At 66.6% G+C, this 21,766-nt stretch carries 22 protein-coding genes; 5 read left to right on the forward strand and 17 right to left on the reverse strand.

The annotated features are described in order from the left end of the window. Positions 1-39 precede the first annotated feature (39 nt). Both smeE and smeD read right to left on the reverse strand, forming a co-directional pair. Positions 40-3,162, reverse strand: a complete 3,123-nt coding sequence (gene smeE, locus B9Y82_RS15730) for a multidrug efflux RND transporter permease subunit SmeE (protein WP_100473953.1) — start codon at positions 3,160-3,162, stop codon at positions 40-42. Between the two features lie 12 nt (positions 3,163-3,174). Next, positions 3,175-4,359 carry a multidrug efflux RND transporter periplasmic adaptor subunit SmeD gene (gene smeD / locus B9Y82_RS15735; RefSeq protein WP_100473954.1) on the reverse strand — a complete coding sequence of 395 codons (1,185 nt, stop codon included), beginning with the start codon at positions 4,357-4,359 and terminating at the stop codon, positions 3,175-3,177. Positions 4,360-4,586: 227 nt separating this feature from the next. Between smeD and smeT the strand changes: the two genes are divergently transcribed. The 3 genes from smeT to B9Y82_RS15755 are packed head-to-tail and all read left to right on the forward strand — an operon-like array spanning position 4,587 to position 6,780. Then, complete coding sequence (gene smeT / locus B9Y82_RS15745) at positions 4,587-5,246, forward strand: efflux transporter SmeDEF transcriptional repressor SmeT (protein WP_100473956.1); 660 nt, start codon at positions 4,587-4,589, stop codon at positions 5,244-5,246. Continuing rightward, positions 5,243-5,752, forward strand: a complete 510-nt coding sequence (locus B9Y82_RS15750) for a MepB family protein (protein ID WP_100473957.1) — start codon at positions 5,243-5,245, stop codon at positions 5,750-5,752. Before smeT ends, B9Y82_RS15750 begins: the two co-directional genes overlap by 4 nt. 35 nt (positions 5,753-5,787) lie before the next feature. Further along, positions 5,788-6,780 (forward strand): Gfo/Idh/MocA family protein, encoded by a 993-nt coding sequence (locus B9Y82_RS15755; protein ID WP_100473958.1) that lies wholly within the window; start codon positions 5,788-5,790, stop codon positions 6,778-6,780. Positions 6,781-6,833: 53 nt separating this feature from the next. Here B9Y82_RS15755 and hslU read toward each other — a convergent pair whose 3' ends face one another. From hslU to B9Y82_RS15800, 9 genes are all read right to left on the reverse strand, one after another. Beyond that, complete coding sequence (hslU, locus tag B9Y82_RS15760; protein ID WP_100473959.1) at positions 6,834-8,207, reverse strand: ATP-dependent protease ATPase subunit HslU; 1,374 nt, start codon at positions 8,205-8,207, stop codon at positions 6,834-6,836. Between the two features lie 60 nt (positions 8,208-8,267). Continuing rightward, entirely contained in the window at positions 8,268-8,819 is a 552-nt protein-coding gene (gene hslV, locus B9Y82_RS15765) for an ATP-dependent protease subunit HslV (RefSeq protein ID WP_005411093.1), read from the reverse strand. Between the two features lie 74 nt (positions 8,820-8,893). Beyond that, on the reverse strand, positions 8,894-9,094 hold the full coding sequence (locus B9Y82_RS15770) for a DUF3079 domain-containing protein (RefSeq protein ID WP_024957056.1): 201 nt from the start codon (positions 9,092-9,094) through the stop codon (positions 8,894-8,896). A 77-nt stretch (positions 9,095-9,171) separates the two neighbouring features. Next, the gene (gene xerC / locus B9Y82_RS15775; protein WP_100473960.1) at positions 9,172-10,062 is read right to left on the reverse strand and encodes a tyrosine recombinase XerC; all 891 of its coding nucleotides are present in this window, start codon (positions 10,060-10,062) and stop codon (positions 9,172-9,174) included. A gap of 16 nt (positions 10,063-10,078) precedes the next feature. Further along, the gene (locus B9Y82_RS15780) at positions 10,079-10,753 is read right to left on the reverse strand and encodes a DUF484 family protein (protein ID WP_100473961.1); all 675 of its coding nucleotides are present in this window, start codon (positions 10,751-10,753) and stop codon (positions 10,079-10,081) included. After that, entirely contained in the window at positions 10,750-11,601 is an 852-nt protein-coding gene (dapF, locus tag B9Y82_RS15785; RefSeq protein ID WP_100473962.1) for a diaminopimelate epimerase, read from the reverse strand. The genes B9Y82_RS15780 and dapF overlap by 4 nt, the downstream gene beginning before the upstream one ends. Continuing rightward, positions 11,594-11,866: an LPS translocon maturation chaperone LptM gene (gene lptM, locus B9Y82_RS15790; RefSeq protein ID WP_100473963.1), complete on the reverse strand. Its 273-nt coding sequence runs from the start codon at positions 11,864-11,866 to the stop codon at positions 11,594-11,596. The genes dapF and lptM overlap by 8 nt, the downstream gene beginning before the upstream one ends. 69 nt (positions 11,867-11,935) lie before the next feature. Beyond that, positions 11,936-12,361, reverse strand: a complete 426-nt coding sequence (locus tag B9Y82_RS15795; protein ID WP_100473964.1) for a YbaN family protein — start codon at positions 12,359-12,361, stop codon at positions 11,936-11,938. A 54-nt stretch (positions 12,362-12,415) separates the two neighbouring features. Next, the gene (locus B9Y82_RS15800; protein WP_100473965.1) at positions 12,416-14,527 is read right to left on the reverse strand and encodes a S9 family peptidase; all 2,112 of its coding nucleotides are present in this window, start codon (positions 14,525-14,527) and stop codon (positions 12,416-12,418) included. A gap of 144 nt (positions 14,528-14,671) precedes the next feature. Here B9Y82_RS15800 and B9Y82_RS15805 point away from each other — a divergent pair, with 144 nt between their 5' ends. Then, on the forward strand, positions 14,672-15,865 hold the full coding sequence (locus B9Y82_RS15805) for a pyridoxal phosphate-dependent aminotransferase (protein ID WP_202908129.1): 1,194 nt from the start codon (positions 14,672-14,674) through the stop codon (positions 15,863-15,865). A 65-nt stretch (positions 15,866-15,930) separates the two neighbouring features. Here the strand turns inward: B9Y82_RS15805 and B9Y82_RS15810 are convergent, their stop codons facing one another. Beyond that, entirely contained in the window at positions 15,931-18,027 is a 2,097-nt protein-coding gene (locus B9Y82_RS15810) for a prolyl oligopeptidase family serine peptidase (RefSeq protein ID WP_100473966.1), read from the reverse strand. Between the two features lie 69 nt (positions 18,028-18,096). After that, entirely contained in the window at positions 18,097-18,420 is a 324-nt protein-coding gene (locus B9Y82_RS15815; protein ID WP_100473967.1) for a hypothetical protein, read from the reverse strand. A gap of 127 nt (positions 18,421-18,547) precedes the next feature. Between B9Y82_RS15815 and B9Y82_RS15820 the strand changes: the two genes are divergently transcribed. Next, on the forward strand, positions 18,548-19,150 hold the full coding sequence (locus B9Y82_RS15820) for a lipocalin family protein (RefSeq protein ID WP_100473968.1): 603 nt from the start codon (positions 18,548-18,550) through the stop codon (positions 19,148-19,150). Positions 19,151-19,190: 40 nt separating this feature from the next. Here B9Y82_RS15820 and B9Y82_RS15825 read toward each other — a convergent pair whose 3' ends face one another. From B9Y82_RS15825 to B9Y82_RS15840, 4 genes are all read right to left on the reverse strand, one after another. After that, a complete protein-coding gene (locus B9Y82_RS15825) occupies positions 19,191-19,490 on the reverse strand; it encodes a HigA family addiction module antitoxin (protein WP_006471116.1) in 300 nt (99 codons plus the stop codon). Between the two features lie 11 nt (positions 19,491-19,501). Continuing rightward, positions 19,502-19,780, reverse strand: coding sequence for a type II toxin-antitoxin system RelE/ParE family toxin (locus B9Y82_RS15830; protein WP_100473969.1), 279 nt, complete (start codon positions 19,778-19,780; stop codon positions 19,502-19,504). 209 nt (positions 19,781-19,989) lie between these two features. After that, the gene (locus B9Y82_RS15835; RefSeq protein ID WP_032961215.1) at positions 19,990-20,679 is read right to left on the reverse strand and encodes a methionine ABC transporter permease; all 690 of its coding nucleotides are present in this window, start codon (positions 20,677-20,679) and stop codon (positions 19,990-19,992) included. Further along, the gene (locus B9Y82_RS15840; RefSeq protein WP_010481369.1) at positions 20,676-21,683 is read right to left on the reverse strand and encodes a methionine ABC transporter ATP-binding protein; all 1,008 of its coding nucleotides are present in this window, start codon (positions 21,681-21,683) and stop codon (positions 20,676-20,678) included. The genes B9Y82_RS15835 and B9Y82_RS15840 overlap by 4 nt, the downstream gene beginning before the upstream one ends. Positions 21,684-21,766: the final 83 nt, after the last annotated feature.

Below are 21,766 nucleotides of genomic sequence, written 5' to 3' on the forward strand. Positions count from 1 at the left end.
AGACATCCGCCGGGCACGGCCCGGCGCGACCGGATTTCATCACTCGGCGGTCTTGCGCTTGAACACGCGCTGCACCACTACGAAGAACAGCGGTACGAAGAACACGCCGAGCACGGTGCCGACGATCATGCCACCGAGCACGCCGGTGCCGATCGCCTGCTTTGCGCCGGAACCGGCACCAGTGGAGATCGCCAGCGGCACCACGCCCATGCCGAAGGCCAGCGAGGTCATCACGATCGGGCGCAGGCGGTCACGCACGGCGTGCATGATCGATTCGATCAGACCTGCACCCTTCTCCAGGTTTTCCTTGGCGAACTCGACGATCAGGATCGCGTTCTTGCTGGTCAGGCCCACCGTGGTCAGCATCGCCACCTGGAAGTAGATGTCGCGTTCCAGGCCCTTGAAGGTGTTGGCCAGCACCGCGCCGAGGATACCCAGCGGGGCCGCCAGCAGCACCGCGGTCGGCACGCTCCAGCTTTCGTACATCGCGGCCAGGCACAGGAACACGATCATCAGCGACAGCGTGTACAGCAGCGGCGTCTGCGAGCCGGCCTGTCGTTCCTGGTAGGACATCGCCGTCCACTCGATACCAAAGCCCGCCGGCAGTTGCTTGGCCAGCTGCTCGATCTCGGTCATGGCGTCACCGGAGGCGACACCCGGGGCCGGTTCGCCCTGGATTTCCATCGCCGACACGCCGTTGTAGCGTTCCAGGCGCGGCGAGCCGTAGTCCCAGTGCTTGGTGGCGAAGGCGCTGAACGGCACCATCTCACCCTTGTCGTTCTTCACCGACCAGAGATCGAAGTCCTCCGGCACCATGCGGAACGCCTGGTCGGCCTGCACGAACACACGCTTGACGCGGCCACGATCGACGAAGTCGTCGATGTACGAGCTGCCCCACGCGGCGGCCAGCGTGCCGTTGATCTGGTCGATCGACAGCCCCAGCGAAGTCGCCTTGGCCGCATCGATGTCGATGCGGAACTGCGGCGTGTCTTCCTGGCCATTCGGGCGCACGTTGGCCAGCTTCTTGCTGCCGGCAGCGAGGCCGAGCAGCTGGTTGCGCGCGGCCACCAGTGCCTCGTGGCCCTGGCCGCTGTTGTCCTTCAGGAAGAAGGTGTAGCCCGAAGCGGTACCCAGTTCCGGGATGGCTGGCGGCGGGAAGGCGAAGATGAAGGCATCCTTGATCTGGCCCAGGGCCGCCATGGCGCGGCCGGTGATCGGCATCACGCCGTTGTCGGCGTCACGCTCGCTCCAGTCCTTCAGCTTGACGAATGCCATGCCGGCGTTCTGGCCCATGCCGGCGAAGCTGAAGCCCTGCACCGAAAACACCGAGTCCACCGCATCCTTCTCGTTCTGCAGGAAGTGGTTTTCCAGCGCCGCGATCGATTCCAGCGTACGTTCCTGGGTGGCACCGACCGGGGCCTGCACCAACGCCATCAGCACGCCCTGGTCCTCGTTGGGCAGGAACGAGCTGGGCAGGCGCACGAACAGCACGCCCATCAGCACGAACAGCGCCGCCACGATGCCCATGAAGCGCCACGGACGGTGGATGATGCCACGCACGCCGCGCTGGTAGCTATCGCTGGTGCGGTCGAAGCCGCGGTTGAAGCCGTTGAAGAAACGACCGGCCAGGCCACGGTGGGCCACGTGGTGCTCACCCTTCTTCAGCGGCTTGAGCATGGTCGCGCACAGCGCCGGGGTCAGCACGATCGCCACCAGCACCGACAACGCCATCGCCGAGACGATCGTGGCCGAGAACTGGCGATAGATCACGCCGGTGGAGCCGCTCATGAAGGCCATCGGCACGAACACCGCCGACAGCACCAAGCCGATGCCCACCAGCGCACCGGTGATCTGGCCCATCGACTTGCGGGTGGCCTCCAGCGGCGACAGTCCTTCTTCGGACATGATGCGCTCGACGTTCTCCACCACCACGATGGCATCGTCCACCAGCAGGCCGATCGCCAGCACCATCGCGAACATGGTCAGCATGTTCACCGAGAAGCCCAGCATCGCCAGCACGCCGAAGGTACCCAGCAGCACCACCGGCACGGCGATGGTCGGGATCAGGGTGGCGCGGAAGTTCTGCAGGAACAGGTACATCACCACGAACACCAGCACGATCGCTTCGATCAGGGTCTGCACCACGCCCTTGATCGACACGCGCACGAACGGGGTGGTGTCGTACGGGATCTCGGCCTTCAGGCCGGCCGGGAAGAAGCCCTTCATGTCCTGCAGCGCGGCATCCACGCCGGCCGCAGTGTCCAGCGCGTTGGCGCCGGTAGCCAAGGTGACCGCCAGGCCGCTGGCCGGCTGGCCGTTGTAGCGGGTGACAAAGTCGTAGGACTCGGCACCCAGTTCGACGCGGGCAACATCACCCAGGCGCAGCTCGGCACCATCCTGCGCGCCGCGCACGATGATGTTGCGGAACTGTTCCGGGGTCTGCAGGCGCGACTGCGCATTGATGGTGGCGTTGAGCTGCTGGCCCTTCACCGACGGCGCGCCGCCGAGCTGGCCGATCGCCACCTGTGCGTTCTGCGCCTTGACCGCGGCGGTCACTTCCGCAACGGACAGGCCGTAGGTGTGCAGCTTGTTCGGGTCCAGCCAGATACGCATGGCGTACTTGCCACCGAACACCTGGATGTTGCCTACGCCCGGCACGCGGCTCAGACGGTCGACGACATTGGAACCGACGTAGTCGGCGATGTCGTTGGCGTCCATGCTGCCGTCCTCGGACACGAACGCGATGACGTTCAGGAAGCCCGAGCTGGACTTGGCCACGTTGATGCCCTGGCGCTGCACTTCCTGCGGCAGCAGCGGCATGGCCAGCTGCAGCTTGTTCTGCACCTGCACCTGGGCGATGTCCGGGTTGGTGCCGCTCTCGAAGGTCAGGGTGATGGTGGCCTGGCCGTTGGACGAGCTGTTGGAGGAGAAGTAGATCAGGCCATCAAGGCCCTTCATGTTCTGCTCGATGATCTGCGTCACCGAGTCCTCGACCACCTTGGCCGATGCACCCGGGTAGGTGGCGCTGATTTCCACCGCCGGCGGCGCGACGTTGGGATACATCGAGACCGGCAGCTTGAACAGGGCCAGGCCGCCGGCGAGCATGATGATGATGGCGATCACCCATGCAAAGATGGGTCGATCGATGAAAAAGCGTGCCATGGGGTTCTCCGCTTACTTCGCGTCGCCGGCCGGGGCGGCAGGCTGGGCGGTGGCCGCCGGCTTGGCCGGAGCAGCGCCCTTCTCGGTGGCCTTGACCGGCATGCCGGGGCCGATCTTCTGCAGGCCTTCGACAATGACCTTGTCGCCGGCCTTCAGGCCATCCTCGACCAGCCACTTGTCGCCGACCGTGCGGCTGACCTTGACCGGGCGCACTTCGACCTTGTTGTCCTTGCCGACCACCATCGCCGTGGTGTCGCCCTTCGGATCGCGGGCGATGCCCTGCATCGGCACCAGCACCGCATCGCTGCGCACGCCGCCACCGATCACCGCGCGCACGTACGTGCCCGGCATCAGCAGGCCGTCCGGATTGTCCACCTTCACGCGCAGGCCGAAGCTGCCGGTGGCCGGGTCGACGCTGACTTCGGAGAATTCCAGCGTGCCCTTGTGTTCGAAGGTGCTGCCGTCTTCCATCAGGATGCTGACCGGCAGCGCCTGGTTGTCCTGCAGGCGGCCCGCGGCCAGCTCACGGCGCAGCTGCAGCAGCTCGGCCGAGGACTGGGTCAGGTCGACATAGATCGGGTCCAGCTGCTGCACGGTGGCCAGTGCGTTGGCCTGGCCGGCGCTGACCAGCGCACCCTGGGTGACGCTGGACTTGCCGATGCGGCCACTGATAGGGGCGGTGATGCGGGCGTAGCCCAGGGTGACGTTGGCCGCGTCCAGCGCTGCCTTGGCGGCGCCGACGTCTGCCTCGGCCTGCTTCTGCGCGGCCACGGCGTTTTCCAGGTCCTGCTGGCTGACCGCATCGACCTTGGCCAGCTCGGTGATGCGCTTGGCGCTCAGGCGCGCGGCGTTGGCGGTGGCCTCGGCCCGCGCCAGCTGGGCACGGGCACTGTTGGCCTGCGCGCGGTAGCTGGCGTCCTCGATCTGGTACAGCGGCTCGCCGGCCTTGACCATGCCACCCTCGGTGAACAGGCGCTTGGCGACGATGCCGTTGACCTGCGGACGCACTTCGGCGACCAGGAAGGCGTTGGTACGGCCCGGCAGCTCGCGGGTCAGGCCCACGGTCTCGGACTTCAGCGTGACCACGGTGACCTCGCCCGGGCCCTGCTCGGGGGCCTGGGGTTGGCCGCCACAGGCAGCCACGGTCGCGGCGATCGCCAGCGACAGTGCAAAGGGTCGGATTCGGCTCAGCAACATGACGGAAAGGCTCTTGGAGGAAGGAATCTCAGAGAGCGCCGATACGACGAGGCTTCCCGTTGTTCCGGTGAAAGCCCCGCAGATCGCGCCCACCCGGGCGGAGCGGGAGCCGGACCGGCCTGCCACGCACACGACGGGAATGATGGGTGCGAAATATACATACATGCTTGTTTGTTTGTAAACCGGTACAATTCAGCCACGTTTCACCCGCACTCGTACCCACACCCATGGCCCGCAAGACCAAAGAGGACACCCAGGCAACCCGGGAAGGCATCCTTGACGCCGCCGAAGCCTGCTTCCATGAACACGGCGTGGCCCGTACCACGCTGGAGATGATCGGTGCCCGCGCCGGCTATACCCGTGGCGCGGTCTACTGGCATTTCAAGAACAAGAGCGAGGTGCTGGCCGCGATCGTCGAGCGCGTGCACCTGCCCTTCATGCAGGAACTGGAGCGTACCTCCACCGAGCAGCGCGATACCCCGGTGCACGACCTGCGCGCGGTGATGATCCACTCGTTCATCGAGCTGTCCGAGGACGAGCGCCTGCGCAAGACCATGGAGATCATGCTGCGCAGCGATGCCTCGGCTGACACCAAGGTGCTGACCGAAATGCAGCAGGCCGGTTTCCGCGATGCGCTGGACCGGATGGAGCGCGCCCTGCGCCGTGCCCGCGATCTGGGCCAGCTGCGCGAGGGTGCCGACCCGAAGATCGCCGCGCGCATGCTGCATGCCACCGTGCTGGGCGTGCTGCACGGCGCGATGGTCGAACCGGAACTGATGGACCTCAAGCGCGACGGCATGCTCGCGCTGGACATGACCCTGGCCGCCTACGTGAAGGAAGGCGTATTCGTGCCCGGAACGGTGCCCGAGCCGTTGCCGGAAGCGTGAGCGGCATTGCTGCCGCCACCGCGGCACTGCACGAACTCTACCTGCCCGCAGGGCTGCAGTTGACCGGACCGATCGTGGCGGAAGCGGAAAGCGCAGAGTACGGTGCCTGCCGCTTTGCCCTTGAGGGTCACAGCATCGTGTTCCGCGTCGCGAAGATCACCCCCACCAAGACCGGCCAGTTCGTAACCCTGTGGAAACGCCCCGTTCCCGGTGCTGATATCGCTCCACTGGATGCAGCCGATGCTGTGCAGTTCGTGGTGATCGCGGTCTTCGACGGAACACAGCGCGGGCAGTTCATCTTCAGCCGCGACCTGCTGATCAAGCGCGGCGTGATGTCGCGCGATGGCAAGGGCGGAAAGCGCGCCCTCCGTGTCTATCCGCCGTGGAGCACGCCGACAGCAAAGGACGCGATCCGGACCCGGCAGTGGCAGCTGCGTTGCTTCCTGCCCACCGGTGCCGATATCTCCGCCTCCGCCGGTGATCGATTACGCTCACTGCTGGGTTGAACCCGGCGGACCTTTCCTTCTCTGGACGCATCGTGATGATCCTGGACAACGTGGTGTGGGGCTTCATCGGCTGCGGCAGCGTCACCGAGAAGAAGAGTGGCCCCGCCCTGGCCAGCACGCCCGGCTCACGGGTGGCAGCGGTCATGCGCCGCACTGCCGCATTGGCCGAGGACTACGCACGGCGCCACGCGATTCCCCGCTGGTACGCGGACGCCGATGCGCTCATCGCCGATCCGGAAGTGAACGCGGTGTACGTCGCTACGCCGCCCTCCACGCACATGCAGTACGCGCTGCAGGCGATCGCCGCGGGCAAGCCGGTCTACATCGAAAAGCCGATGGCCATGGACCACGGCGAGTGCCAGTGCATCATCGCGGCCAGCGCCCGCAGCGGCGTGCCGGTGTACGTGGCCTATTACCGCCGTGCCCTGCCCCGCTTCGCACAGGTGAAGCAGCTGCTGGACCGCGGCGCGATCGGCACAGCGCGCAGCGTGCGCGCGACCCTGCATCGGCCGCATTCGGCGAATGCCGCATCGCCGGACTTCTGGCGGACGAATCCGGCCATCGCCGGCGGCGGGCTGTTCGTCGACCTGGGCTCGCATACCCTGGACCTGCTCGACCATCTGCTGGGACCGCTGAGCGATGTGCGTGGCCTGGCCAGTTCGTTGACCGGCGCCTACGCCGCCGAGGACAGCGTCTCGATGTGCTTCCGCACCGGGACGGGTGCGCACGGCATCGCGCAGTGGAGCTTCTGCGCGTTCCGCCGCCAGGATGAGATCGAGATCACCGGCGACCGCGGCCAGCTGCGCTTTGCCACCTTCGAGGATGTTCCGGTGGTACTGGAAACCGAAGCCGGCGTGCAAAGGTTCGACATCCCCAACCCGCCATCGATCCAGCAGCCGTTGATCGCGACCCTGGTGGATGAGTTGCGCGGCAGCGGCCACTCGCCGTCGAATGGCGTCAGCGCCGCCCGCACCAGTGCGGTGATGGATCAGGTACTGCAGGCCTACCGCACCCGGCACACGCGCTGACGGCATAAAAAAAGGCCGCCTTGCGGCGGCCTCGATCTTTGCAGAGCCGGGGATTACAGGATGTAGCGGCTCAGGTCAGGATCCTGCACCAGCTCACCCAGGTGCGCATCGACGTAGGCACTGTCGATGGCCAGGGTTTCGCCATCGCGGTCCGGTGCCTCGTAGCTGAGCGAATCCAGCAGGCGCTCCAGCACCGTGTGCAGGCGGCGCGCACCAATGTTCTCCTGGCGCTCGTTCACCTGGAAGGCGATCTCGGCCAGACGATCAATGGCATCGGCGGTGAAGCTGACCTTGACGCCCTCGGTGGCCAGCAGCGCTTCGTACTGCTTGGTCAGCGCAGCCTTCGGCTCGGTCAGGATACGCACGAAATCGTTCTTGCTCAGTGCACCCAGTTCCACGCGGATCGGGAAGCGGCCCTGCAGCTCCGGAATCAGGTCGCTGGGCTTGGCCAGGTGGAACGCGCCCGAAGCAATGAACAGGATGTGGTCGGTCTTGATCGTGCCGTACTTGGTCGACACGTTGGAGCCTTCCACCAACGGCAGCAGGTCGCGCTGCACGCCTTCGCGCGACACGTCGCCCCCCCCCACGTTGTCACCACGCTTGGCGACCTTGTCGATCTCGTCGATGAAGACGATGCCGTGCTGCTCGCAGGCTTCGATCGCCGCAGTGCGGATATCGTCCTCGTTGACCAGCTTGCCGGCTTCCTCCTCGATCAGCAGCGGACGCGCGGCCTTGATGGTCAGCGTTCGCTTATGCGCCTTGGCGCCGCCGCCGAGGTTGGCGAACATCGACTTCAGCTGCTGGCCCATTTCCTCCATGCCCGGCGGGGTCATGATGTCCATGCTGACGTTGGCGGCCAGGTCGAGCTCGATCTCGCGCTCGTCCAGCTCGCCATTGCGCAGCATCTTGCGGAACTTGATGCGGGTCTCGTTGTCCTGCGCCGACGGTTCGTTGCGGGCGACCTCCGGATCGAACCCGATGCCACCGCTGCGACGCGGCAGCAGCGCATCGAGGATGCGGTCTTCGGCACGCTCTTCGGCCTGGGTCCGCACGCGCACCTTGGCCTGTTCGCGGTACAGCTTGACCGCGGTATCGGCCAGGTCGCGGATGATCTGCTCGACGTCCTTGCCGACATAGCCCACTTCGGTGAAGCGGGTGGCTTCGACCTTCACGAACGGTGCGTTGGCCAACGTGGCCAGGCGGCGCGCGATTTCGGTCTTGCCGACGCCGGTCGGGCCGATCATCAGGATGTTCTTCGGCATCACTTCATTGCGCAGCTCGGGCACCAGCTGCATGCGGCGCCAGCGGTTGCGCAGGGCGATGGCCACTGCACGCTTGGCGTCGTGCTGGCCGACGATGTGCCGGTCCAGTTCCTGCACGATCTCGCGCGGGGTCATGGTGGCGGAGGAAACTTCGATCTTCGACATGGATGTGCTCACGGATTCGTTGTCGGTAGCGCCGGGCCATGCCCGACGGATCGGGAGGCGTTACAGCTCCTCGACCACCACGTTGCGGTTGGTGTAGATGCAGATGTCGCCGGCAATGCCGATCGCTTCGCTGGCGATGGTGCGCGCGTCCAGCTCGGTGTGCGCCATCAGCGCGCGGGCGGCCGACAGTGCGTAGGAACCACCGGAACCGATGGCGATGATGCCGTCCTCCGGCTCGATCACATCGCCGGTGCCGCTGATGATCAGTGAGGTTTCCTTGTCGGCCACCGCCAGCAGGGCCTCCAGCTTGCCCAGGCGGCGCTCGGTGCGCCAATCCTTTGCCAGTTCGACCGCAGCGCGCTGCAGCTGGCCGTGCTTTTCCAGCTTGGCCTCGAACAGCTCGAACAGGGTGAAGGCATCGGCCGCGGCACCGGCGAAGCCGGCCAGCACCTGGCCATCACGGCCGAGGCGGCGCACCTTGCGCGCATTGCCCTTCATCACGGTGTGGCCCAGCGTGACCTGGCCGTCGCCGGCAATGGCCACGTGCTCGCCGCGGCGGACGCAGACGATGGTGGTGGCGTGGAAAACGTTGGGGTTCTGACTGGGGTCCATGCGGCCTCCGATAGCTGTTCACGGGACATGGGGACAGCGCCGGGTGCGATCAAGCCTGCGCGGATGGCTGCCGTTCAGCGCTTGGCGTGCGATGGCCGGTCCGGATTCGGCTCGATGCCCCAGGCGATGTACCAGTCTTCACCCTGCGTCTCGATCGGATGCTGGGTGCGGCCGGAGCCATTGCCGCAGGCCAGCGCGTCGGCCGCGCAGTAGCGGTCGCAGCCCCAGCAGATGCGCTCGGGGTGTTTGGGATGCAACGGTATGGGCTTCGCCATGGCGGCGGTGTCCTCGTGGCCTGCGGCCACGGTGCGCCGGTTGCATCCGACCTGCCCTGATCCAGATCAAGGGCGGGCTATTCGGCCTTGTCGTCCTTGCTGCGGCGCTTGGCGCGCGGATGCGCAGCGTCGTAGACCTTGGCCAGGTGCTGGAAGTCGAGGTGGGTGTAGATCTGCGTGGTGGCGATGTCGGCGTGGCCCAGCAGCTCCTGCACGCCGCGCAGGTCGCCGGACGATTCCAGGATGTGGCTGGCGAAACTGTGCCGCAGCATGTGCGGGTGCACGTGCTTGAACAGGCCCTGGCGCTGCGCCAACTGGCGGATGCGGATCTGCACCGCGCGTTGGCTGATCGGCCCGTTGCGGCCGGGGAACACCGGCGCGGCCGGGCCGCCGCCACTTTCCGCGCGCCACGCCTGCAGTGCTTCGCGTGCGGGCCGGCCGAACGGTACCCGGCGCTGGCGGTTGCCCTTGCCCAGCACGTTGACCAGGCCGCTGTCGAAATCCAGGTCACGCCAGGTCAGCGCGCAGACTTCGCTCAGGCGCAGGCCGGAGGAATAGAACAGTTCCAGCAGCGCGCGGTCGCGGCGGCCGAGTTCACCTTCCGGCTCAAGTTCGACCAGCTGCACGGCTTCATCGGCATCGAGCACCTGGGGCAAGCGGCGCGGTGCGCGCGGCGCCTTCAGCGTCGCCGCCGGACTGACCTCGATGCGGCCATGCTTGAGCAGCCAGGCATAGAAGCTGCGGCAGGCCGACAAGCGGCGCTGCAGGCTCTTGGCCGACAGGCCGCGACGGTGCTCATCGGCGACGAACTGGCGCAGCGCGTCAGCATCCAGTGCCTCCACTGCCATGCCACGCGGCCCGGCCCAGGCCGACAGCGCGTCCAGGTCGCGGCGGTAGGCGTCGAGCGTATGTGCCGACATCCGCCGCTCCACCTGCAGGTGCTGCAGGAAGGCCTGTACCGCGCTCATCGCCGTCGTGCCCTGCTCAGTCCTGGAATCGCTTCAAGCCGGTAACCAGGGCGTCACCCATCATGCGCAGGAACAGCGTCCCCATGCCCGGATAGAAGCGGTTCGGATCGTGGCTGCCCACGGCGATCAGACCGACGCCCGGCAGCGGCAGCAGTGCAGTGGTCTGCACCTCCTCGCTGCGCACGCCATACAGCACGGCGTTCTTTTCAGGCTGCAGGCGGCCGCAGATCGGCTCACCGTCGTTCAGGCAATCGCGGAACGGGCCCAGCTGCGCATCATCGGCGGCGATTACCTGCAGCCAGTCGGCCTGTTCCAGTCCGGCCACCGGCGTGTGCACCACCAATCGCACCAGGTCGCCGGCGAAATCTTCCTGCAGCGATGCCGCCATCGCACGCAGGGTGTCGGCGGCGTTGTCCTGCTTCATCAGCGCCAACGTCAGCTGATGCGTGCGCACTGCCAGGCGTTCATTGACCTGGGCGGTGGCCCCCAGGTCGGCCAACCGTCGTGCCAGCTCGCGGTTCTTCTCGCGCAGCACTTCCAGCTGGTAGCTGGCCAGCGATGCGGTCGGGCCATCATCGCGCGGCACCACCAGGGTCAGGGCCAGGTCCGGGAACTGCTTGAGGAAGCCGGGATGACGCCGCAACCAGGCAGCGACTTCATGGGCCCCGAGCTTGTCGACGGTTTCGGTCATGCCATCCACTCCCCTTCGAATACGAATGCGGTCGGGCCAGCCATCACCACCGGCTGGCCATCGCCCGGCCACTGGATGCGCAGGTCACCACCGGGCAGGCTGATGCGTGCATCGCGCTGCAGGCGGCCGCGCTGCATCAGGGTCACCGCGGCGGCACAGGCACCACTGCCGCAGGCCAGGGTCTCGCCGACGCCGCGCTCGAACACGCGCAGGCGGGCATGCGCCGGGCTCATCACCTGGGCGAAGCCCACGTTCACCGAGCGCGGGAACGACGCATGCTGCTGCAGCAGCGCACCGACGCGCTCGACCGGTGCGGCATCGATCAGGCCCACTTCGATCACCGCATGCGGGTTGCCCATCGACACCGCGGCGAAGCGTACGCTCTCGCCCTGCAGCGGCAGCAGGTATTCCTCGCGCGGGTGCGCAAAGCCCATCAGCGGCACGTTGGCCGGCTCGAAGGCGGGCACGCCCATGGTTACCGCGAATTGCCCATCACCGATCACCTTCACTTCATGGCTGGCCAGCGGGCTGTCGATGACGAATGCATCGCCCTGCGCACTGCCCTCGCGCACCAGCCAGGCCGCGATGCAGCGCGCGCCGTTGCCGCACTGCTCGGAATTGGAACCGTCGGCATTCCAGATGCGGTACGAGGCCACCGAGCCTTCCGCACGCGGCGCCTCGATGGTCAGGATCTGGTCACAGCCAACGCCGGTATGGCGATCAGCCAGGCGTGCGGCCAGCTCGGGCGTGGGCGGTGCGGTGCCGTCACGCAGGTCGATCACTACGAAATCATTGCCCGCGCCATGCATCTTGCTGAAGCGCAGGGCCTCGGAACCGGCCTTACTCATTCCCGCTGCCCGCCTTCTTCGCTGGCGCGGGTGCCGGCTGGGTGGTCGGTGCGGCCGGCTCCAGGGTCGTGGCCGGGGTGCCGCTGCCCTGGGTCTCCACCGGGGTTGCCTCGGTGGCGGGCTCGGCAGCGGGTTCGACGGTTTCTTCCACCGGCACCGGCTTCTGCGGCAGCACCAGCGGGCCCTTGTTGCCGCAGGCGGCGAGGAGCAGCAGCGAGGCCGCTGCCAACGGAATCAGGATGGCGTTTCGATGGGGGATCTTCATGCCCCGAGTATAGCCATTGGCGGCTGAGCGGTTGGTGCAGGGGATCGGGTCGCCGGCCAGCGGCCGGCACTACCGCTCCGGCGGTGGCAACGGCCGGGTCCACAGCCAGATCGCCACCACGGTCATGCTGCCGATCGAGAACCACTTCACCCAGGCGATCGGCACGCACCACAGCATGATGCCGGCACACACCGCCATGGTGATCGTGGCCATCCATTTGCCGTAGCGGCTGACCGCTCCGTGCGCCTGCCAGTTGGCAATGGCCGGGCCGAAGCGCGGATGCTTCAGCAGCCAGGTGTGCAGGCGCTCGGAGCCGCGCGAGGCGGCCCAGGCCGAGATCAGGATGAATACGGTGGTCGGCAGGCCCGGCACAAAGATGCCGACGATGCCGGTACCGAGGCTGACATACGCCAGCAGCCACCATGCCCAGCGGAAACGCACCACGCGCGGTGGCGTGGCGCTATCGCGCGGTGCGGACGGCTCGGGCAGGCTCATGGCCGCAAGGATACCGGTTCGGGGTGCCAGGCTACGCCCGGCCCCCCTTCGCCATTACGGCTGGGCGATGCCCAGCTGCTGCAGCACGAACGCGTACGACTCGGACAGCTCGCGGTAGCGCTGGAAGCGCCCCGACTTGCCGCCGTGGCCGGCTTCCATGTTGGTGCGGAACAGGATCGGGTAGTGGCCGATGTTGTCGTCACGCAGCTTGGCCACCCACTTGGCCGGCTCCCAGTACTGCACCTGCGAATCCCACAGGCCGGTGCCCACGAACAGCGCCGGATACGCCTGCTGCTTCACGTTGTCGTAGGGTGAGTAGGACAGCATGTAGTCGTAGTACGGTTTCTGTTCCGGGTTGCCCCATTCGTCGTACTCGTTGGTGGTCAGCGGAATGGTCGGGTCAAGCATGGTGGTGACCACGTCGACGAACGGTACCTGCGCCACCATCACCCGGTAATCCTGCGGTGCCTGGTTGGCCACTGCACCCATCAGCAGGCCACCGGCGCTGCCACCGGACGCGGCCACGCGATCCTTCGCCGCCCAGCCCTGTGCGACCAGGCCACGGGTAACGTCGATGAAGTCGTTGAAGGTGTTCTGCTTGTGCAGCAGCTTGCCGTTCTCGTACCAGTCGCGGCCCATTTCCTGGCCGCCGCGGATGTGGGCGATGGCATACACCACGCCACGATCAAGCAGGCTTACCGCGGTCTGGTTGAAGTACGGATCCATCGACATGCCGTAGCTGCCGTAGGCGTACTGGAACAGTGCGCCCTTGCCGTCCTTCTGGTAGCCCTTGCGGTAGACCAGCGACACCGGCACCTTCACGCCATCGCGCGCGGTGATCCAGACGCGGTCGGTCTCGTACTTCGAGGCGTCATAGCCGATCACCGGCTGCTGCTTCAGCTGGCGGCGCTCGCCGGTGGCGGTGTTCAGCTCGAACACCGTGGTCGGGGTGGTCATCGAGGTGTAGACGTAGCGCAGCCACGGCGTATCGGCCTCGGTGTTGTCGCCCAGGCCCATCGAATACACCGGCTCATCGGCCTTCACGTAGTCGCTGCGGCCATCCTTGAACAGCAGGCGGATGCGCTCCAGGCCCTCGGAGCGTTCGGCGATGGCCGTGTACCCATCGAACAGCTCGAAACCTTCGATGAACACCGCATCGTCATGCGCGATCCAGTCTTTCCATTGCGCACGCGAGGTGGCGTCGGTCGGCGCGGTGACCAGCTTGAAGTTCTTGGCACCGTCGTTGGTGCGGATCACCCAGCGGCCATCGTAGTGGTCGGCGTCGTACTCGACATCGCGCTGGCGCGGCGCCAGCACGGTGAAGGTGGTCGGGTCGCTGGCCGGCGCGTAGCGCTCTTCCGAGGACACGGTGCTGTGCACGCCGATGGTGATGAAGCGATCGTCGCGGGTGCGGCCGATGCCCATGTAGAAGCTGTCGTCCTTCTCTTCGTAGACGACGGTGTCGGCGCTGGCCGGGGTGCCCAGTACGTGCTTCTTCACCCGCACGGTCAGCAGCGTTTCCGGATCGTTCTCGACGTACAGCACGGTGCGGTTGTCGTCGGCCCAGACCAGGTCGCCGGAGCTGCCGGTGATCACGTCGGGCAGCACCTGGCCGGTGCGCAGGTCCTTGAAGCGGATCGTGTACTGGCGGCGGCCGACGTCATCATCGGCCCAGGCCAGCAGCTGGTTGTCCTGGCTTACTTCCATCGCGCCGACGCTGAAGTAGCCCTTGCCGGCGGCCATCGCGTTGACATCCAGCAGGATTTCCTCGGTCGCATCCATGCCGCCCTTGCGGCGCGCATGGATCGGGTAGTCCTGGCCGGTCTCGAAGCGGCTGTAGTACCAGTAGCCGCGCTCGCGCGCCGGCACGCTGGAATCGTCCTGCTTGATGCGGCCGACGATCTCCGCGTACAGGGTGTCTTCCAGCGGCTTCAGCGGTGCCAGCAGCTGGTCGGCATAGGCATTCTCGGCCTGCAGGTAGGCCAGCATGTCCTTGTTCTCGCGCTTGTCGTCGCGCAGCCAGTAATAGTCATCGTTACGGGTCGCGCCGAACGGCGCCTTGACCACATGCGGATGCCTGGCGGCATCCGGCGGAACGGGCGGCGTGGCGGCGGTAGCAGTCGTGGTCATCAGGCTGGCGAGTAACAGGCAGAGGGTGGATTTCATGAGATAAGGTTCCAGGCGCATCAATGCAATGGTCTTCGGCGGGGTCAGATCCCTTTTCCCGAAAAGGGATCTGACCCCAATCGCGGCCAAGCGGCAACCCTGCGGATCGTCATGGGCCAGGTCGACCGGCGTACCATGGGCTCCATGAGTACCCTGCCCCACACGCCGGGCTACAGCCGGCGCAGCCATGAAATCGCTCCGTTCCACGTGATGTCCCTGCTGGCCCGCGCGCAGGCGCTGGAACAGGCCGGCCACGATGTGATCCACCTTGAAATCGGCGAACCGGACTTCACTACCGCCGAACCCGTCGTGCGTGCCGGTCAGGCCGCGCTGGCTGCCGGCCACACCCGCTACACCGCCGCGCGTGGCCTGCCCGCGTTGCGCCAGGCGATCAGCGGCTTCTATCGCAGCCACTATGGGCTGGATATCGATCCCGAACGCATCCTGGTCACCCCGGGTGGGTCCGGTGCGCTGCTGCTGGCCAGCAGCCTGCTGGTCGATCCCGGCCGCCACTGGCTGCTGGCCGACCCCGGTTACCCGTGCAACCGCCACTTCCTGCGCCTTGTTGAAGGCGGCGCACAACTGGTACCGGTCGGCCCGGACACTGCCTACCAGCTGACCCCGGCGCTGGTGGAACAGCACTGGAATGCCGACAGCGTCGGCGCGCTGGTCGCGTCCCCAGCCAACCCGACCGGCACCGTGCTGTCCGCCGATGAACTGGCCGCGCTGTCGCAGACCCTGCACGCGCGCGGCGGCCACCTGGTGGTGGACGAGATCTATCATGGCCTGACCTACGGCCTGGATGCACCCAGCGTGCTGCAGGTGGACGACAGCGCGTTCGTGCTGAACAGTTTTTCCAAGTACTTCGGCATGACCGGCTGGCGGCTGGGCTGGCTGGTGGCACCGCCGGCCGCAGTCCCGGACCTGGAAAAGCTGGCGCAGAACCTGTACATCAGCGCCTCGAGCATCGCCCAGCACGCCGCGCTCGCCTGCTTCAGCGAGGAATCAATGGCGATCTTCGAGCAGCGCCGCGAAGCGTTCCGCCAGCGCCGCGACTTCCTGCTGCCCGCGTTGCGCGAGCTGGGCTTCCGGATTGAAGTCGAGCCGCAGGGTGCGTTCTACCTGTACGCCGATGTCAGCGCGTTCACCGACGACGCGCAGGCGTTCTGCGCGCACTTCCTGGAAACCGAGCACGTGGCGTTCACCCCGGGCCTGGACTTCGGCTTCCACCGCGCCAACCAGCATGTGCGGCTGGCCTATACCCAGGAAGTGCCGCGGTTGCAGGAGGCGGTGGCGCGGATTTCGCGCGGGTTGAAGCGCTGGCAAGGATCACGTTGACGGTAGTGCCGGCTGGCACTACCGGTAAAGAAAAACGCCGCCCTGGGGCGGCGTTTTTCATTCCATCACTTGCCGCCCAACCGCTCCCACAGGAAGCTGTAGGCCAGCGCAGACATATGCGCGGCCTGCGCGTTGTTGGCTGCGCCGCCGTGGCCACCTTCGATGTTCTCGTAGTAGGTCACGTCCTTGCCGGCGTCGATCATCTTCGCCGCCATCTTGCGGGCGTGGCCCGGGTGCACGCGGTCATCGCGGGTGGAGGTGGTGAACAGCACCGGCGGGTAGTTCTTCTTCGCGTTGAACAGGTGGTACGGCGAGAAGGTCTTGATGAAGTCCCAGTCGCTGGTATCCGGGTTGCCGTACTCGGCCATCCACGAAGCGCCGGCCAACAAGTGGCTGTAGCGCTTCATGTCCAGCAGCGGCACCTGCACCACCACTGCACCGAACAGGTCCGGGTACTGGGTCAGCATGTTGCCGGTCAGCAGGCCACCATTGCTGCCGCCCTGCACGCCCAGGTGCTTGGCGGAGGTGATCTTGCGCTTGACCAGATCGCGCGCCACGGCGGCCATGTCTTCATAGGCCTTGTGGCGGTTCTGCTTCAGCGCCGCCTGGTGCCAGCGCGGGCCGTACTCGCCGCCGCCACGGATGTTGGCGACCACGTACACGCCGCCCTTCTCCAGCCAGGCGCGGCCCATGCCACCGGAATAGCTCGGCGTCAGCGAAATCTCGAAACCACCGTAGCCGTACAGCAGGGTCGGATTGGAGCCATCGAGCTTCATCGCCCTGTCGTGCACCACGAAGTACGGCACGCGGGTGCCGTCCTTGCTGGTGGCGAAGTGCTGCTCGATCACCTTGCCCTTGGCATCGAAGAAGGCCGGCATGGTCTTCAACGTTTCCGGCGCCTGGCCGATCTCGGCCAGGGCCAGCGTGGTCGGGGTCAGGTAGTCGGTGGCGGTCAGCCACACCGCGTCGCTGTCGTTGCTGTCTACTGCGGCCACGCCCAGCGTGCCGAAGGCCGGGGCACCAACGAAGCGGCTGGTCTGCCAGCCATCGGCGCCCGGGGTCAGCACCGACAGGCGGTTCTTGACGTCATCCAGCACGTTCAGCACCAGATGGTTTTTGGTCCAGGTGGCGCTGGCCAGCGAGGTGGTCGCGGTCGGGGTGAACAGCACCTCGAAGTCACGCTTGCCGGCCAGGAAGTCGTCCAGCTTGGTCGCCAGCAGCGAACCGGACGCGTAGGTCTTGCCGCCCACGGTCCACGGATCGCGCAGTTCCAGGGTCAGCCACTGCTTGTGCAGGCCCTTCTCGGCCGAGTTCGGCGCGTCGATCCTGGTCAGCGTGCCGTCGTCGCCACGCAGGTAGAGCTCGTTGTTGTAGAACGCCAGCGTGCGGCTGACCAGGTTGCGCTCGAAGCCCGGGGTGTCATCGTGCATCGCCGCGATGTACATGTCTTCCGGCTTGCCTTCGTACACCACGGTGGCCGAGGCCATCGGCGTGCCACGCTTCCACAGCTTGGCCACGCGCGGATAGCCGGACGTGGTCATCGAGCCGGCACCGAAGTCGGTGTAGACGAACACGGTGTCGCGGTCGACCCAGTTGAGGCCACCCTTCGACTCCGGACGGAAGAAGCCGTCCTTGATCCAGGTCTTGTTGGCCAGGTCGAACTCACGGGTGACGTCGGCGTCGGCGCCGCCGCGCGACAGCGCGATCAGGCAGCGGCTGTAATCCGGGCGCAGGCAATCAGCGCCGTGCCAGACCCAGTTCTCACCCTCGGCCTTGTTCAGTGCATCCAGGTCGAGCACGGTCTCCCACTGCGGCGAGGCCTTGCGGTACTCGGCCAGGGTGGTGCGGCGCCACAGGCCGCGCTCGTGCTGCTGGTCCTTCCAGAAGTTGTAGTAGTAGTCGCCGATCTTCTGCACGCCGGGAATCTTGGCATCGGAGTCGAGCACCTCGCGGATGCTGGTCTCCATCTGCTTGAAGGCCGGGGTCTGCGCCAGGCGCGCCTCGGACTTGGCATTCTGTTCCTTGACCCAGGACAGCGGCTTGTCGCCGGTGACGTCCTCCAGCCATGCGTAGCGATCGGTGTCTTCAGCGGCCACGGCGGTCCCCACCGAGGCAGCGGTCATCATGCCGGCCAACAGGCAGGCGGAAGCGAGTCGTGACATTGCAGCTCCAGGCAGTCATAAGCCGTGGAACGCTAGCACGGAATGCCGCGGCCTCCCCCGTGTCGAAGGTCAGGCCGTGGCCGCCGGACTGCGCCGGCTGCGTGCGGCGGTAGCCAGCCGGCGGCGTGCCTGTCCACCGGTACGCCGCGCCCGCCGCCGCCATGACAGGTGCGGCAGCGGAAAGCGCAGCAGCGCCCACCAGGCCGCGAACGGCATGCCCACCAGCCACATCGGCAGCCAGCCCAGCCACGCACTGCTGCCACGTGCCGCCGGCCAGACCAGTACCAGCGCCAGCCCGGCCAGGGCCAGCTGCCGCACGCCGCGGAGCAGGCGTGGGTCGGCGCATTCGATGACGCGTTCAGTTGCAGGACGACGGACGGAACGAGCGTTCATGGGGCTTCTCCGGTAGACAATGCAACACAGCTTGGGCAAGCCCCTTCTCACAGGATGCGACACCATTGACGGATCGCGTGCACACAGTCGACCATGCGCGTGCAAGCCCACTGGAGCCCGCTCCCGCATGACTTCGATCCGCCCGTTCTGCGCCGTGCTGCTGGCTCTGTCCCTGGCAGGTCCTGCCATGGCCGCCAGTGAGCCGCCGTCGCCCCGCGCCAGCGCCACCGACGCGGCCGACCCGGGGGCGCCGATCGACCTGAAGCGCTTCATGGGCACCTGGTATGTGATCGGCCGCGTGCCGAACTTCATCGAACGCGGGCATGTCGCCAGCGTCAACGAGTACGAGCTGCGTGACGAGCACAAGGTCGGCATCACCTACCGCTACCGTGATGGCTTTGGTGAACCGCTGCAGGAAATACGCGCACGTGCCAGCGTCGATCCCGACAGCGGCAACCATGGCTGGCGAACCTGGTTCTATCGCGTCGTGCCGACCCACTCGCGGGTACTGGAAGTGGCCCCGGACTATTCATGGGCACTGATCGGTTATCCGGGCCGCGAGATGGCCTGGATCTTCGCGCGCAAGCCGGACATGGACAAAGCCCTGTACAAGGAGCTGGCCGAGCGCCTGCGCGACGAGTACGGCGTGAACACCGACAAGCTCAAGCGCGTACCGCAGCGTCCGGAACAGGTCGGCAAGCTGGGCTACGAAGTACCGAACGCGCGTTGATCGGATCGCGGGTGCGGAGCCGGGTCCGAGCGCCCGGACTTCACGCCGCGCGTGGCTGCACCCGGCGTTCGATTTCGCTGCGCGTTGGCAATGTCTTGAGATCGTAGGCCGCCTGCATCGCGAGCCAGGACGCGGCATCCCCACCAAAATGCCGCGCCAGCCGCGCTGCAGTGTCCGCCGAAATGCTGCGTTGGCCGTGCACGATGGCGTGCAGTCGCGTTGCGGGCACATCCAGGGCCTTCGCCAGCGCATTCACGCTCAGCGCCAGGGGCAGCAGGAACTCTTCGCGCAGGATCTCGCCAGGATGGATGGCGCGCATGCCGTTATGGGGACGCTTCATGGCGGACACCTCTAGTGATAGTCAACAATTTCCACGGCATCGGCGCCGCGGTCGGTCCAGGAAAAGCAGAGCCGCCATTGATCGTTGATGCGAAGGCTGTACTGGCCTCTTCGATCGCCTGAAAGCGCCTCGAGGCGGTTCCCGGGCGGGCTGCGGAGGAAGGCCAACGTCTGTGCCGAGTCGAGCAGTTGCAGTTTGCGTTCCGCCACTCGCCGGATCTGGCGCCAGGCGCGTGGGCAGGTTCCTTCAAACAGGGCGCGGGTCTGCTTGCAGCGGAATGAACGGATCATTCCGCAAAACGTATTACGTTGAGCGGAACATACCAAGGAACGCGTTGTGCTGCCAGTCCCAGTCTGACGATATCGATTCCTGATGGGCGTGGCCGCTTCCAGAGCCTGGCGCTATGACAGGCACACTGCCGACACTCTGCAGGCTGCCGGCTTGCCGGCCAGCGGCCGGCACTACCCGAACGAGATGCCGGGCGCCGCCCGGCGCTCTGTTATCTGCGGCTGTAATGCGCGACCAGGCGGTCGCCGAGCATCTGCAGCAGCTGCACCAGGACCAGCAGCAGGACCACGGTGACCAGGGCCACGTCGGTGTGCGAACGCTGGTAGCCATCGCGGAACGCCAGGTCACCAAGGCCACCGGAACCGATCGCACCGCCCATCGCAGTGAAGCCGATCAGGGCCACGGTGGTGACGGTCGCACCGGCAATCAGGCCCGGACGTGCCTCCGGCAGCAGCACCCGGGTGACCAGCTGCCAGGTGGTGGCGCCCATCGCCTGGGTCGCCTCGATCACGCCACGATCCACTTCGCGCAGCGCGGTCTCGACAAGGCGCGCGTAGAACGGCGCCGCGCCGATCACCAGCGGCACGATTGCACCGCGCACGCCCAGCGACGTTCCCATCAGGAACAGCGTGACCGGGATCAGCACGATCATCAGGATGATGAAGGGCACCGAGCGCAGCAGGTTCACCACCAACGCCAGCACACCGTAGGCAAACGGACGGCGCTTCATCTGCGGCGCGCCGAACAGGTACAGCAGCACGCCCAGCGGCAGGCCGATGGCCAAGGTCAGCGGCAACGAACCGAGCAGCATCAGCAGGGTGTCGATGGTGGCCTGGCCGATGTCGGCCCACTTGCCCGCATCCAGGTGGCGGAAGAAACCGCCGGCAGTGGCGATGATCATCGACGCAGCTCCTCAACGTGCACGCCGGCAGCCACGAAGGCGGCCTGCGCGGCGGACTGGTCACCGCCCACCAGGGCGACCACCAGCTGGCCATAGGGGGTGTCCTTGATCCGGTCGATACGGCCGGACAGGATGTTGTAGTCGACCCCGGTCTGGCGCGCGACGCTGCCGAGCAGGGGTTCGTAGGTGTCGCCACCGAGGAAGGTCAGGCGCACGATGCGACCGCCCACCACGTCGAAATCGCGGTGCAATGCCCCTTCATCCACGTGCTCCGATTCGCTGACGAAACGGCGCGTGGTCGGGTGCTGCGGATGCAGGAACACCCGGGTAACCGGTCCGGTCTCGACCATCTGGCCGGCATCGAGCACAGCAACGCGATCGCAGACACGGCGGATCACATCCATCTCGTGGGTGATCAACACGATGGTCAGGCCCAGCTCGCGGTTGATCTTCGACAGCAGCGACAGCACCGAGGCCGTGGTCTGCGGGTCGAGCGCACTGGTGGCTTCGTCACACAGCAGGATCTGCGGTCGAGTCGCCAGCGCACGGGCGATGCCGACGCGCTGCTTCTGGCCACCGGACAGCTGCGCCGGATACTTCTGCGCATGCGCTTCCAGGCCCACGGTCTGCAGCAGCTCGGCCACGCGCGCGTCGATCTCCGCCTTCGGCGTGCCGGCCAGCTCCAGCGGGAAGGCGACATTGCCAGCCACTGTGCGCGACGACAGCAGGTTGAAGTGCTGGAAGATCATGCCGATGCGCCTGCGCAGCGCGCGCAGGCCATCCGCGTCCAGCGCGGTGACATCCTCACCGCCGATCAGCAGCCGCCCGCCACTGGGTTCTTCCAGGCGGTTGATCATGCGGATCAGGGTCGACTTGCCGGCGCCGGAATGGCCGATGATGCCGAATACCTCCCCGGCCTCGATGGTCAGGTCCAGCGGTTGCAGCGCGCTGACTTCGCGGCCGGCAACGGCATAGGATTTGTGCAGGCGCTGGAACTCGATCACGGGCGTGGCTCACCGGCTGGGTGACGGAAGGGGGCGTGCAGCCTACCAGCGCGGGCGGTCGCGCGCCCGCGCCATGGGCCAGA

This window comes from Stenotrophomonas maltophilia (assembly GCF_002799155.1).
Lineage (GTDB): Bacteria > Pseudomonadota > Gammaproteobacteria > Xanthomonadales > Xanthomonadaceae > Stenotrophomonas > Stenotrophomonas maltophilia_R.

What these genes read in the sequence shown, in the direction of transcription:
- B9Y82_RS15835 (WP_032961215.1), bottom strand. Translation starts at nt 20,679, where the DNA reads ATGATCATCGCCACTGCCGGCGGTTTCTTCCGCCACCTGGATGCGGGC.
- B9Y82_RS15830 (WP_100473969.1), bottom strand. Translation starts at nt 19,780, where the DNA reads ATGATCCGTTCATTCCGCTGCAAGCAGACCCGCGCCCTGTTTGAAGGA.
- B9Y82_RS15820 (WP_100473968.1), top strand. Translation starts at nt 18,548, where the DNA reads ATGACTTCGATCCGCCCGTTCTGCGCCGTGCTGCTGGCTCTGTCCCTG.
- B9Y82_RS15825 (WP_006471116.1), bottom strand. Translation starts at nt 19,490, where the DNA reads ATGAAGCGTCCCCATAACGGCATGCGCGCCATCCATCCTGGCGAGATC.
- B9Y82_RS15800 (WP_100473965.1), bottom strand. Translation starts at nt 14,527, where the DNA reads ATGAAATCCACCCTCTGCCTGTTACTCGCCAGCCTGATGACCACGACT.
- xerC (WP_100473960.1), bottom strand. Translation starts at nt 10,062, where the DNA reads ATGAGCGCGGTACAGGCCTTCCTGCAGCACCTGCAGGTGGAGCGGCGG.
- hslV (WP_005411093.1), bottom strand. Translation starts at nt 8,819, where the DNA reads ATGGACCCCAGTCAGAACCCCAACGTTTTCCACGCCACCACCATCGTC.
- B9Y82_RS15780 (WP_100473961.1), bottom strand. Translation starts at nt 10,753, where the DNA reads ATGACCGAAACCGTCGACAAGCTCGGGGCCCATGAAGTCGCTGCCTGG.
- smeE (WP_100473953.1), bottom strand. Translation starts at nt 3,162, where the DNA reads ATGGCACGCTTTTTCATCGATCGACCCATCTTTGCATGGGTGATCGCC.
- B9Y82_RS15770 (WP_024957056.1), bottom strand. Translation starts at nt 9,094, where the DNA reads ATGGCGAAGCCCATACCGTTGCATCCCAAACACCCCGAGCGCATCTGC.
- hslU (WP_100473959.1), bottom strand. Translation starts at nt 8,207, where the DNA reads ATGTCGAAGATCGAAGTTTCCTCCGCCACCATGACCCCGCGCGAGATC.
- smeD (WP_100473954.1), bottom strand. Translation starts at nt 4,359, where the DNA reads ATGTTGCTGAGCCGAATCCGACCCTTTGCACTGTCGCTGGCGATCGCC.
- B9Y82_RS15805 (WP_202908129.1), top strand. Translation starts at nt 14,672, where the DNA reads ATGAGTACCCTGCCCCACACGCCGGGCTACAGCCGGCGCAGCCATGAA.
- B9Y82_RS15795 (WP_100473964.1), bottom strand. Translation starts at nt 12,361, where the DNA reads ATGAGCCTGCCCGAGCCGTCCGCACCGCGCGATAGCGCCACGCCACCG.
- B9Y82_RS15810 (WP_100473966.1), bottom strand. Translation starts at nt 18,027, where the DNA reads ATGTCACGACTCGCTTCCGCCTGCCTGTTGGCCGGCATGATGACCGCT.
- B9Y82_RS15815 (WP_100473967.1), bottom strand. Translation starts at nt 18,420, where the DNA reads ATGAACGCTCGTTCCGTCCGTCGTCCTGCAACTGAACGCGTCATCGAA.
- smeT (WP_100473956.1), top strand. Translation starts at nt 4,587, where the DNA reads ATGGCCCGCAAGACCAAAGAGGACACCCAGGCAACCCGGGAAGGCATC.
- B9Y82_RS15755 (WP_100473958.1), top strand. Translation starts at nt 5,788, where the DNA reads ATGATCCTGGACAACGTGGTGTGGGGCTTCATCGGCTGCGGCAGCGTC.
- lptM (WP_100473963.1), bottom strand. Translation starts at nt 11,866, where the DNA reads ATGAAGATCCCCCATCGAAACGCCATCCTGATTCCGTTGGCAGCGGCC.
- dapF (WP_100473962.1), bottom strand. Translation starts at nt 11,601, where the DNA reads ATGAGTAAGGCCGGTTCCGAGGCCCTGCGCTTCAGCAAGATGCATGGC.